Genomic DNA, 12,645 nt, shown 5'->3' with positions numbered 1-12,645 from the left:
GCACTATTTAATCTTTCTAAATAGCTTTAGATTGTTTGAGTCGAGTTTAAGTGTTTTTCAGCAAGTAAGGAGAAGCTTTTTGCCATGATTTCAAAAGCACGGTTTAGCTCAGCATCATTGATTGTCAAAGGCATTAAGGTTCTAAGTGTGCTTTTATACTCACCTGAGGCAAGCACTAAAAGTCCATTTTCTAAGCAAATGGATCTAAATGCTTGCAGTAACTCTGGAGCAGGTTGATTATTATCATTAACAAAATGAACCCCAATCATTGCGCCAAGTCCTGTGATCTTGCCAATAAATGGATAAGTTTTTTTCTCCCCTTCAAAGAAGCACCTTACTTTCTCAGCAAGGGTGGCAACTTTGTGTTCAAAGTCTTCACTTTGATAGATATCAAGACTAGCAAGTGCAGCAGCACAGGCAATTGGGTTGCCAGAGTTGGTGCCACCAAGCGTTGCAGGGGTCATTTTTTTAAGGAGGGTCTCTTTGATAGTAAGTGCACTTAATGGCATGCCTGAGGCAAGTGATTTTCCCATTACCAGAATGTCAGGGGCAAGATCAAAATGTTCCACAGCAAAGCATTTCCCTGTGCGATAAAATCCCGTTTGAATTTCATCGGCAATAAAGATGATGTCATACTCGTCACAAAGTGTGCGGATATACTGCATCACCTTTTTATTGGCAGGGATAAATCCGCCTTCCCCTAGTTCAGGCTCAATGATAATGGCAGCAATGTCACTTGCGGCAACTTCGGATAAAATTAATTGACTCCAGTTTCGCTTAAAAGCTTCAAGGGAGGTATCATCACTTGGATAGGGCATGCGATAAATATCAGGCATTAAACTCCCAAAGCCGTATTTGTAAGGCTTGACTTTGCTTGTTAGGCTCATAGAGAGGTAGGTTCTGCCATGAAAGGCACCAGTGAACGTGACAACCGCAGAGCGCCCTGTGCTAAAGCGCGCGACTTTAATTGCATTTTCAACTGCTTCAGCGCCGCTGTTGCAAAGCATGGTCTGTTTGGGGAAAGTGCCGGGGGTGATGTTATTAAGCTGTTTAGCAAGCTCAAGATAAGGAGTATGAAGCATTAAATGAAAGCACGGCTGAATAAATTGATTGGCTTGTGCTTTTATCGCTTCGATTACCTTTGGGTGATTATGGCCAATGTTCATGCAGCCAATCCCGCCTGCAAAATCAATATATTTTTTGCCATCCATATCAATCAAAGTGGCATTGTTAGCAGATTTGAGTGTAACTTTTGTATTATTGGCAAGGGCAAGTGGCACCTCTTCAAGGCGCATTTGCCAAAGATCGGCATTATTCATGGATAGGCTCCAATTAGATAAAAGCGAGAATAGAGTTAGTCTACGCCTTTAGATTTGTGCTTTCAAAGATTTTATCGGCAGATTGTGCAACAAAGCCTTGATAGAGTTTGCCGGTGTGATCTGGGTAGCGTTTCGCAAACTCATAATAGCAGCAAGGAATCTCATATTTGCCTTCTTGAAATGTAACGAGTATCTTGCCAGATGTCGTACTCGATTGTTCCAACAAATCATTTGGAGTGCCTTTGATTTCTCCGCCAGAGCTATTTAACTCAAAGCCTCTGTCTTTAAGAAATTGATTGACTTCAAAGACTTCATCAAACCGCTCAAGCGCATTAATAAAAACAGTAAAATGATTTGCTCTGAAACCAAAGACATAAAACCAAGCGGCATATTCTGATTCTTCAAGTAGTGTTTGATAGACTTGGAAACTTGGTTTGCCCCATGAATTTCCAGAAACCAGCAAGGTAGCGGGGTCTGATAAAAGTGCTTGTGGAATTGCCTCTAAAGTCTCTTTAATCACGCTTTGCGTAAAGGGGCTAAATTTCTCCAGCAATAATTGACTAATAAAAATTTTGGGTTTTGTTGGATCCTCATGCTCAAAGTGCTTGGCATAGAGCTTTTTCACTTCAAAGTGATACTCACCATTTTCAAAATAACCCTCTTTTATAAAAGGTGCAGCAAGGAGATTAATATCAATACGCGGATCGTTAATAGTGCGAAGCGCGATATGATCATTTAAAACCTGCGTGTTATCTAAAGTGAAAAGCTTATAGATTTCGACAACATGCGGATTGTCATCGCTATATTGTTGCCAAAGCTGGTCAATTAATTTACTCATCACTATCTCCTAATGAGAATTTAATGCCTTGTGCTAAAGGTAGCTCAGAGCTCCAGTTCATCGTAACTGTTTGGCGGCGCATATAGGCTTTCCATGCATCAGAGCCGGCTTCTCTGCCACCACCTGTTGCTTTCTCTCCACCAAAGGCACCGCCAATTTCAGCGCCAGAGGTGCCAATATTGACATTGGCAATACCGCAGTCACTTCCGGCATAAGATAAAAATCGCTCAGAATTACGGATATTTTGGGTGAAAATAGCAGAAGAGAGTCCGTGCTCAACTTGATTGTTAATAGCAATGGCTTCATCTAAATCTTTAAATGGCATTACAAACAAAATAGGGCAGAAGTTTTCACGATTGACAACATCCCAGTTTGGATCTGCTTCGACTAATGTTGGCTCAACATAATTGCCGGGCTTCTTAATAACATTGCCACCAAAAGCAATGGTGCCACCAAGCTCCTTGATGCGATTGATTGCATTTTTATAGATGCCAACAAGGTTTTGATCGATTAGAGGTCCCATCAGGTTTTTGCTATCAAGTGGGTCACCAACAGTAATTTGTTCATAAGCACTTTTAAGCTTTTCAACTACCTGAGCGTAGATTTTTTCATGGACAAGAAGGCGTCTTAAGGATGTGCAGCGCTGACCTGCTGTGCCAACTGCACCAAACACCACAGCTGGAATAGCAAGTTTTAGATCTGCTGATTCATCAATAATTGCCGCATTGTTACCACCTAACTCTAATAGGGATTTTCCAAAACGTCTTGCAACTTGAGCGCCAACGTCACGCCCAACCTCAGTTGAGCCTGTGAATGATAAAAGTGCAACACGTTTATCATTAACCAGATGCTTAGAAACCTCTACGCTTTGTGAAATGACAGAGTGGAAAACGTGCGGGAAATCATGCTCTTTAATTACCCTATCGCAAATCTCTTGAATGGCAAGGGCGCAAAGCGGCGTTTTTGGAGAGGGGTTCCAGACAACGGTATTACCGCAAATGGCAGCAATAAAAGCATTCCATGACCATACTGCAACCGGGAAGTTATAAGCGGAAATAACACCAACAACACCAAGAGGGTGCCATTGTTCAAACATTCGGTGATCTGGGCGCTCAGAGTGCATGGATTTTCCATAAAGCATGCGTGCCTGACCAACAGCAAAATCAGCCATGTCAATCATTTCTTGGACTTCACCGTCACCTTCTTGTTTCGATTTGCCCATCTCTAAAGACACAAGGCTGCCGAGCCTGTCTTTATCCTCTCTTAATGCCTCGCCAATTAAACGAATCAGCTCTGCACGTTTCGGCGCGGGAATTGATCGCCATGTGTGAAACGCCTTTTCAGCCTCATTAATGGTGTCATTTAAATGTGAGACATCAAGGCTTGGCACACGTGCTAAAAGCTCACCATTAGCAGGGTTAAAGCTTTCAATAAACTCATTGGATTTGAACTTGCTTGCATATTGGCTTAGCTTTTGCGCATAAGCATTCATAGAACTCATATTGGCTCCTAATTATAGTATTTGGATGTCGTTGATATTATTGTTTATATTATGCTTATGGGCATCAGTGTCACTATCTTTTACGCCCTTTAAGCAATTGTAGCGGTAATAATAACCAAAGCGGTTGTCCATCATCTCATCAAGCGTAATCTGCTCTTGCTCAACGAATCCGGATGTGAATTTATTCTCTTTTAACGCGAGATCAATGGTAACACAAAGCCCACATGCAGTGGTTAGTTGAAGTGCTGTCCAGTTGTGACCAAAGGCATTTAAAGAGTGAAATTTTTTAGCAAAGTGTTTTTCACAAAATGCATCGTTAATATACCCTTCAGTTGACACATAAACCAGCACAACGTCGTTATCAACATGTGGCAGTGCATTTTCAAAGATGTCACAGAGTAGATCTTGCTTATCTTTCAATTTCAAATCGTTGATTAAAAAGCGCAGTTTTTCACAGTGACCTGGGTAGCGCACGCTTTTGTAGTTAATGTTTTTAACTTTGCCTAAATAGGTGTCCTTGAGTGAACCAATGCCCCCTGATGTATTAAATGCCTCATAGGTAAGTCCATCGATTTTAATCGTTTCTAAATCTTCAAGTGGTTTTAATGTTGATAATTCGTAGTTTTCAATAGCAACACAAGGTTTAACATATTCATTAATCAGTCCTGCTGTTGACCAAGTTAGCGCATATTGAAGTGGGTTGCTGATGTTGACAGGTAAGGCGCCAACGCGCATTTTTGCTGTATCAACACGATCAAACTGTTTGATTAAATCATTGGTGACTACGCTGATAAAACCGGGTGCGAGCCCACATTGTGGTGCAAAAATTTGTTTAGCCTCTTGTGCTAAGGTTTTGACATAATTGGTTGTTTCAACATCTTCAGTCAGATCAAAGTAATGTACAGAGGTTGATTTGGCAATTTCAGCGACTTTGCGTGTTAAATAATAAGGAAGTGCCGATACAACAGCAGATATCTGATGTGATGTGATGTAGCTTTCAACTGCGCTACTGTCTGTTACATCAAGTGTATTGGTGGTGAGATTTTTTTGATGCTTTCCAAGTGCCAGTGTGTGTTTGATTGGTGCGACATCAACTAAATGTACATGATACTCTCCACTTGATGCTAATAATGCAGAGGCTAGTCGACCAACACGTCCTGCACCAAAAATTAAAACATTACTCATACATCCTCCTTAAGTTTGGTTATGCGCTAGCGATACGCATTGGCGGCCAGCGGATAAGTTATGGTTATATTTTTTAAAACTAGATTTAATACACAATATCGCCCAAGCATTCCGTGGTTAAGCGATAAATCCCCTACATTCTAGGAGGAATTTTACAAGATGTAAATGATAATAGTAATTAAAAATTATTAAACAAGTTGTGCTGGAGGTGGAAGTTGTTATCAACAGTTAACGAAACACTTAAAAAGTGCTTGTTCTTGGTTGCAATATGTTCTGGAAATCTACAGCATGAGCACAAATAGGACAAAATAACACTTGGCTAACATTGGAATCAGCAGATAAAAATAAACTTAAAATTATTATCCCAATCATTGTGGCTGTGGTTATTTTTATGGAGTTTTTAGATACCACCATTATTAATACTGCGGTGCCAAGTATTGCCAAAGATTTTGCTATTAGTCCTGTGCTTCTTAAATATGCTGTGGCAAGTTATTATGTGAGTCTTGCTGTTTTTATCCCGATTAGTGGTTGGTGTGCAGATCGCTTCGGTACGAAAAAAACACTTCTTATCTCACTTGGGATCTTCACACTGGCCTCTTTAGGCTGTGGTCTGAGTCATAATATTATTTTGCTCACCATTATGCGCTTTATTCAAGGGATTGGTGGGGCGCTTATGAACCCTGTTGCAAGAATTGTCATTCTAAAACTATTTGATCGAAGTGAGCTTGTTAAAGTGCAAAGCGTAATATTTACGCCGGCGATGCTGGGGTTTGTCCTTGGTCCTTTTTTAGGTGGTGTTATTTGTAGCTATTTGTCTTGGCATTGGATTTTCTTCATCAATGTGCCTGTTGGTGTAATCATCCTAGGTTTTGTAGCAAAATATATTATTCAATATGTGGAAGAGAAGCGCCAAGAGTTTGATATTCCAGGATTTATAATGGTAGGGATTTCATTGGTGCTTTTTACTTTTGCGGTACAAATGCTTGGACATTATGATTTTGTTGATAGATGGGTTGTTTATGCAAGTGGCATTGTTAGTATTTTTCTGTTTATCATGCTGTTATTTCACTGTGCTTTTAAGAAAACAGCGGTGTTTGATTTTTCATTAATGCGTATTAAATCATTCAAGCTCAGTATTTTCATGAATGGCATCTTTTTTGCTGTGAATACGGCAGTTGCCTTTTTGTTACCACTTATGTATCAGGCAAGCTTCAACTATACCCCCGCAGTCTCTGGCCTTTTAACCTTGCCGATTGCTTGTGGTTTTATCACAGCGAGAAGCTCGGCGCGCCGTTTTATTGAGCGTTATGGTTTTAAAAAAATGCTGTTAATCAATATGATCTTATGTATGATCTGGCTATATGCAATTGCCAATATCAGTATTCATTCAGATATTATTTACATCATTGTTGTTGAGTTTCTCTTTGGTGTGAGTGTGGTGATGGTGGGTTCCTCGCTTGGCGCCTTAACCTATATGGATCTAAAATCAAATGAAATGTCGAAAGGAACGGCAATTGATATTACCATGAGACAGTTTTCAGCATCGATGGGCGTTGGAATCAGTGCATTTATTTTAAATACTTTAATTTCAAATTTTGGCTTGTCACTGTATAACGTGGATGCAAAGATTTACCATATCAGTTTTTATGTTTTTATTGTGCTGATAGCTGTGAATCTTTCGTTGGCATCAAGGCTTAAAGGTAATGCTGGTGCTGTTAAATGTGAAGCGAAAGCATGATGAGTTTAATACAAAGTGGTGTTCCGAGTAGGAATCGAACCTACATCTAGCCCTTAGGAGGGGCTTATTCTATCCGTTGAACTATCGGAACAAGTACGGGATGTATTTATAACACTTGATATCAATGCTGTAAAGCTTAACGCGATTTTTTAAGAAGCTTATCAATCGCCTGAGAGATGGCTTTATTGTCACTGTAATTAGCCAGTTTTTCAAAGCGCTCTTTTGTATTTTGCGATAAAGGTAATGCGCTGTCTTTGTGTTGCTGGTTTTGGGGGAAATAAAGTTTGGTTTTTATCTCACATAGATCACAAAACAAAGGCTCACTTTTTAGAAGATGGATAAGTGCGGATTCCAGTTCACGAAATTTGCCAATAAGCTCGGGAATTGTGGTGCTGAAAACAAGCTTTTTGCCATCAAAAAAGCTTACTTTAACATGAGCGAAGTAGGGGATATCGAAGTGTGAAAGTGCTTTTTGCGCTTTTTGCGTACGGGCAAATTGCTGTGAAATCAGCGATAAGGTATTTGAGCGTTTATTGTTTAAAATCGTCTTAACACTTCTTTCAGGCTTCTTCGCCATTTTCATGCGCATTACTTTTGTTATGGTATAAGTTCCAGTATAATCCCAAAGCAGTAGATTTGAAATAAACTTATGATATTGGATCTTTAATGATTGTAAAAAAACTCTTTGGTAGTCGAAACGACCGTCTGATCAAAAAAATGAAAAAGACGGTGAACAAAATTAATGCCTTGGAAGCAGATATTGAAAAGCTGACAGATGATGCGCTTAAAAATAAGACCATAGAGTTTAAAGAACGCTTAGCAAAGGGACAAACCTTGGAGCAGCTTTTGCCTGAGGCTTTTGCGGTTGTGAGAGAAGCAGCAAAGCGTGTTAAAGGAATGCGCCATTATGATGTGCAGCTTATCGGTGGTATGGTGCTTCACTCTGGAAAGATTGCTGAAATGCGAACAGGTGAAGGTAAAACACTTGTGGCAACTTTGCCAGCTTATTTAAATGCACTGACAGGTAATGGCGTGCATGTTATTACGGTCAATGACTATTTGGCCTCTCGTGATGCTGAGCTTATGGGCTCAATCTATGGCTTTTTAGGGTTAAGTACAGGGGTGATTGTTGCTAATTTATCCCCAGAGCAAAGAAAAGAAGCCTACAGCTGTGATATCACCTATGGAACAAACAATGAATTTGGTTTTGACTATCTTCGCGATAATATGGCATTTAGCAAAGAAGAGCAGGTGCAGCGCTCAAGAAACTTTGTCATTATCGATGAAGTGGATTCTATTTTAATTGATGAGGCAAGAACACCGCTGATTATTTCAGGTGCCTCAGAAGATAGCTCTGAGATGTATCTTTTATTTAACAAAATTGTTCCAACGCTTAGCAAGCAAGAAAAAGAAGAGCTTGAAGAAGGTGAGGCAGAAGGGGACTACTATGTTGATGAGAAATCAAAACAAGCCTATTTGACTGATGAGGGGCACTCGAAAGTTGAGAGTATGTTGATAAAAGCAGGTGTGCTCGAGGAAGGTGATAATCTATATAGCCCTCAGCATGTCACAAAAATGCATTATCTCAATGCCTGTTTGCGTGCACACAGTCTATACCAGCTGAATGTTGATTATATTATTCGTGATCAAGAGATTGTGATTATTGATGAAAATACTGGGCGGGCAATGGATGGCAGGCGCTGGTCAGATGGTTTACATCAAGCTGTTGAAGCGAAAGAAGGGGTGAAAATTCAAGGTGAGAACCAAACACTGGCATCCATCACCTTTCAAAACTTCTTTAAGCTATATAACAAAATGTCAGGCATGACAGGGACGGCAGATACTGAGGCTTTTGAATTTCATGAGATTTATAAGCTTGAGGTGGTTGTGATTCCAACCAATAAACCACCAAAGCGTATTGATCATCATGATCGCATTTTTGGTGACCAGAAAGATAAGTTCCATGCAATTGTTGAGGACATCAAAGAGCGTGTGGCAAAAGCTCAGCCGATATTGGTGGGAACAGCATCAATTGAAACCTCTGAAATCCTTTCAACTTTGCTTCGAAAGCAAAAAGTAAAACACAATGTCTTAAATGCCAAACAGCATGAGAAAGAAGCCGGCATTATTGCACAGGCAGGTTATCCAGGAAATGTCACAATCGCGACGAATATGGCAGGGCGCGGAACAGATATTATCTTGGGGGGTAACTGGGAAGCTGAAATTCAGGAGATTGAAAACCCAACTGAGGCTGAGATAGCTGAAATCAAAGAGAGTTGGAAGCTTAGAAATAAAGCGGTAATTGAAGCGGGTGGGCTTTGTATTTTAGGTTCAGAGCGTCACGACTCAAGGCGTGTAGATAATCAGCTTCGTGGACGATCTGGCAGACAGGGGGATCCAGGTGAAAGCCGCTTTTATCTATCAATGGATGATAATTTATTAAGAATCTTTGCCTCGCCAACTTTGGCCGCAAGGATGAAAAAAGCGCTCTCTGGTGGTGAGTCTTTACAGTTTGGCATGATGAGTAAGTTCATTGCCAAAGCGCAAGGCAAGGTGGAGCAGTATCACTTTGATATTCGTAAGAATCTTCTTGAATATGACAATGTTGCCAATGAGCAGCGTATGGTTATCTATAAGCAAAGAGAAGATTTGCTTGGTAAGGATGATGTCTCAGAGATTATCGAGAATATGCGCTATGATGTTGCAGAGAGGTTATTTCATAATTTTGTACCAGAGGGCTCGATGGAGGAGCTGTGGGATATTTCAGGGCTTGAGGCTGCGCTTTTAAGTGATTTTGCAATTAAAGTTGATCTCAAGAAGATGATTGCAGAAGATGATACCCTTGCTGATGATAAGCTCAAAGAAATTGTAATTGATGCGATTGTTAAAGAGTACAATGAAAAAACTGAGAACCTTGAGAAAGAGGCGATTCGTCATTTTGAAAAAGTGACGTTAATGCAAGCTTTAGATACACATTGGCGTGAGCATTTGAATGCCATGGATCATTTGAGAAACAGCATTAATCTTAGAGGTTATGCACAAAAAGATCCTAAAAATGAGTATAAAAAAGAATCATTTGAGCTGTTCTCAAGTATGCTTGATAGCTTTAAGTATGAGGTGATTTCTAATTTGGCGAAAATCCGCATTCAATCACCTGAAGAAGCGCAAAAGATGGAAGATGAGTGGAAGAATACCATTACCAATATCGAAGCGCAGCATGAGGATGTGCTAGAAGGTGTAGGCGTGAGTGAGCAAAAAGAAGAAGAGGCAGCTGCAAAAGCGCATGAGCCTTATGTTCGTCCAACGCCAAAAGTAAAAAGGAACGATCCTTGTCCTTGTGGTTCAGGCAAAAAGTATAAGCAATGTCACGGGGCGTTACAGTAAGCAGGTTTGATACCTTTCTCTGGCAAAATTGCAGCGATGATTACAAATGCAATTAAAAGCAAGGTGAGTATAAAGTAGCTGATAACCAGTCCGTGATAGCCATACTCTGCAAGATAGGCGCCCATTGAGCTTAAAAGAAAGGCAATAATGTTTTGCAGTGTTCCAATTGTAGAGGCTGCGGTTCCTGCTCTTTTATGTTGTAGTGATAAGGCATGACCGACTAGTGTTGGCATAAGGATGCCTGCGCCGATGGTCAGTAGAAAAAATGGCGCCATGAGTAAAAATCCATTAAGTGTGAATGCCTCTGCAAAAACACTCAAAATTGGCGCTAAAGCAAAGCTAATAACGCCAATGCTAAGTGTGATCTTAAATTGAATATTGCGTCTGAGGGTGAATTTGGCAAAGGTTCCGCCAAGAAGAAAAGCCACGGATATGGGAATGAAAAATAAGCTTAGAGATTGGGTGTTATAGCCGATTTTTGCTAATAAAAACGGTACTTGGGAAAAATAAACATAGGCGCTACTGTATACCATGGCGCTCGCAAGGGCGTAGAGGACAAACTTGGGATTGCTAAGCGCGCCTTTATATTCCTTTAAGATTGCGATAAAAAGATGGCTTTTCTCATGATCAGTTGTTTGATGTTTTTCTTTTGGCTCGGCATTAAGGCTTTTGCTCAGTACAAAAACAATTACAGCAAGAATAATCAAGAAGATAAAGATCCCTTGCCAGTTGGTGAGTGACAATACACTACCGCCAATAATGGGTGCTAAAGCAGGCATTGAGCCAATAATCATATAACCGCTTGAAATAATATGTTTTGAAGTTTCTTTGAAATATTTGATCGCAATTGCCTGCCAAAGAGATAACGCACTCGCAGCGCCAATTCCTTGAATCAGGCGAGCAATAATGAGCATGGACACTGAATGACTAAAAATGGCAATGATGTTGCCAACAATAAAAAGAGAAATTCCTGTCAATAGGACTTTTTTAAGCGAAAGGTGATCAGATAGCGCGCCATATAAGGGAATGCCAATAGCTAATCCAAGCATATAAAAACCGACCGTTAATGCAATTTCTGATTTTGCTGCATGGAATAAATGCTGCAGTATAGGCATGGCAGGCAGGTAAATATTCACGGTTAAAATAGACAGTAATGCTAGAAGGTAGATAAGGTAGCGGATAAGTGGATGTGTGGATGTCATGTTTGTTCCTTATTTGCTATGCGATAGCGATCTTGTTGCTAAATTGCATTGGTGGTAAATTTGATAGAGTGACTTGTTGTCCTCTAGAACGCGGTAGGAGTGAATCTTTCTATCAATGATCTCATAGATAGAGATGATGTAAGTGTTGAAGATCTCTTGGGTATGAGGAAATTCACAGCTTAGATGCCCGTATTCATAGACATAGTTGGAGTTTTCCCCAGCAACAAGATCATACACTTCCTTTTTAAAAGATTTAGTGTACTTCTTGATGTTCTCTAGGTGTTTTAGAAGCGCTTTTTTACCGTGATGTGTGCCACTCCAAGGTGCGTTGATATTGTCGCTGTGCCATATGGTGTCATCAGCTACATAACTCATAGCAAGTTCAAGCTCTTTATTTTTCAAATGGCTTAGGTAGTTTTTAACAATGTTTAAGTGATTCTCTGACATTTGTTGTCCTTTTGTGGTTTTTGATTTCTAAGTGGGAGTATAATGACATCAAGTGTTTATTAAAATTGAATAATATTTAACTAAATATTAAAATAAAGTTAATATAAATACCTTGGAGGTGTGAATGAGTTTTACATTGCAGCAACTAAAAGTGTTTTCATCGGTGGCTAAAACGCTCAATTTAAGACAAACAGCAGATCAGCTTTTTTTGACGCCACCTGCGGTGACTAAGCAGCTGCAAAACCTAGAGCTTGCGCTTGGGTTTGATCTTCTGGTGAGACATAAAAATCGGGTGAGCTTGAGTGATAAAGGGGAGCGTTTTTATCAAAAAATTATCCCTATCTTGCAAGAGATTAATGTGTTGGAGGAGGTGGAGGTACCAGCAATTCGTGAATCTTATACGCTGGTGCGCTTTGCAATGAGTCATATTTTTGAGCAAAGCTTGCTATCGATGCTTTGCCGACTAAAAAAGGTTAAAAAACACCTTGAAGTTGATGTTGCTGTAATGAGTAAAAAAGCGCAATTAAATGCACTTAAAGCCAATAAGATTGATGTAGCAATTGTTGTTTTATCAGATGATGAGCTAAAAGCGTTGCAAAAGGATGACTTTCAAGCATTTCATTATAAAGCCATTGTTTTTCATCCGTATATTGCGAGAAAGCTCCTTTTAGATGATCATCAACATATATTAGAGGCAAGTAAAAGGCAGAAGATTTTGAGTGGGCAAAAAGCTGTATTGATTGATAGTGATGTTAACCTTCTGCCTATCCCTGAGAGAAATATTCGCTATATGAACTCCTATTTAAGTATTTATAATGCCATCGTTTCAGGCCTGGGATATGGTTTTTTACCGAGCAATCTTATTCAAAATATTGCTAAAGATCCGTCTTTGTATCAATTAGATAAAGAAATAAGTGTAAAGAAGCCGCCTGTTGAGAGCTATTTTGTTTGCTTGAAAGGCGGTAGAGCAAAGAATATTATCGAGGAGTTAATCCAGTTGATAATGAAGAAAGTGTAGTTGAGATTTACCC

At 39.8% G+C, this 12,645-nt stretch carries 10 protein-coding genes and 1 tRNA gene; 3 read left to right on the top strand and 8 right to left on the bottom strand.

Features of this window, described 5'->3' with window-relative positions; genetic code table 11:
* Positions 1-26 precede the first annotated feature (26 nt).
* The 4 genes from A37Q_RS0105155 to A37Q_RS14670 are packed head-to-tail and all read right to left on the bottom strand — an operon-like array spanning position 27 to position 4,843.
* On the bottom strand, positions 27-1,319 hold the full coding sequence (locus tag A37Q_RS0105155; RefSeq protein WP_018299214.1) for an aspartate aminotransferase family protein: 1,293 nt from the start codon (positions 1,317-1,319) through the stop codon (positions 27-29).
* A 40-nt stretch (positions 1,320-1,359) separates the two neighbouring features.
* Positions 1,360-2,160, bottom strand: coding sequence for a DUF1338 domain-containing protein (locus tag A37Q_RS0105150; protein WP_154648629.1), 801 nt, complete (start codon positions 2,158-2,160; stop codon positions 1,360-1,362).
* Positions 2,150-3,649: an L-piperidine-6-carboxylate dehydrogenase gene (gene amaB, locus A37Q_RS0105145; RefSeq protein WP_035404788.1), complete on the bottom strand. Its 1,500-nt coding sequence runs from the start codon at positions 3,647-3,649 to the stop codon at positions 2,150-2,152. The genes A37Q_RS0105150 and amaB overlap by 11 nt, the downstream gene beginning before the upstream one ends.
* A gap of 21 nt (positions 3,650-3,670) precedes the next feature.
* Positions 3,671-4,843 carry a saccharopine dehydrogenase family protein gene (locus tag A37Q_RS14670; RefSeq protein WP_018299211.1) on the bottom strand — a complete coding sequence of 391 codons (1,173 nt, stop codon included), beginning with the start codon at positions 4,841-4,843 and terminating at the stop codon, positions 3,671-3,673.
* 373 nt (positions 4,844-5,216) lie between these two features.
* On the opposite strand from A37Q_RS14670, the gene A37Q_RS0105135 reads away from it, so the two are divergent.
* Entirely contained in the window at positions 5,217-6,581 is a 1,365-nt protein-coding gene (locus A37Q_RS0105135) for an MFS transporter (RefSeq protein ID WP_325148045.1), read from the top strand.
* 16 nt (positions 6,582-6,597) lie between these two features.
* On the opposite strand, the gene A37Q_RS0105130 is transcribed toward A37Q_RS0105135, so the two are convergent.
* Positions 6,598-6,672, bottom strand: a tRNA-Arg gene (locus A37Q_RS0105130).
* A gap of 45 nt (positions 6,673-6,717) precedes the next feature.
* The gene (locus A37Q_RS0105125) at positions 6,718-7,164 is read right to left on the bottom strand and encodes a hypothetical protein (protein ID WP_154648627.1); all 447 of its coding nucleotides are present in this window, start codon (positions 7,162-7,164) and stop codon (positions 6,718-6,720) included.
* 83 nt (positions 7,165-7,247) lie between these two features.
* Between A37Q_RS0105125 and secA the strand changes: the two genes are divergently transcribed.
* A complete protein-coding gene (gene secA, locus A37Q_RS0105120; RefSeq protein ID WP_018299208.1) occupies positions 7,248-9,965 on the top strand; it encodes a preprotein translocase subunit SecA in 2,718 nt (905 codons plus the stop codon).
* Here the strand turns inward: secA and A37Q_RS0105115 are convergent.
* Together A37Q_RS0105115 and A37Q_RS0105110 are read right to left on the bottom strand one after the other, a co-directional pair.
* Complete coding sequence (locus A37Q_RS0105115; RefSeq protein WP_018299207.1) at positions 9,947-11,167, bottom strand: MFS transporter; 1,221 nt, start codon at positions 11,165-11,167, stop codon at positions 9,947-9,949. The genes secA and A37Q_RS0105115 overlap by 19 nt on opposite strands.
* Before the next feature lie 9 nt (positions 11,168-11,176).
* Positions 11,177-11,614 carry a nuclear transport factor 2 family protein gene (locus A37Q_RS0105110; RefSeq protein WP_018299206.1) on the bottom strand — a complete coding sequence of 146 codons (438 nt, stop codon included), beginning with the start codon at positions 11,612-11,614 and terminating at the stop codon, positions 11,177-11,179.
* A 124-nt stretch (positions 11,615-11,738) separates the two neighbouring features.
* On the opposite strand from A37Q_RS0105110, the gene A37Q_RS0105105 reads away from it, so the two are divergent.
* The gene (locus A37Q_RS0105105; RefSeq protein ID WP_018299205.1) at positions 11,739-12,632 is read left to right on the top strand and encodes a LysR family transcriptional regulator; all 894 of its coding nucleotides are present in this window, start codon (positions 11,739-11,741) and stop codon (positions 12,630-12,632) included.
* Positions 12,633-12,645 lie beyond the last annotated feature (13 nt).

Origin of the sequence: Fangia hongkongensis FSC776 = DSM 21703, assembly GCF_000379445.1 — a bacterium.
Lineage (GTDB): Bacteria > Pseudomonadota > Gammaproteobacteria > Francisellales > Francisellaceae > Fangia > Fangia hongkongensis.
Note: the sequence above shows the minus strand (reverse complement) of the source record. Positions and strands in the feature narration are given on the sequence as shown.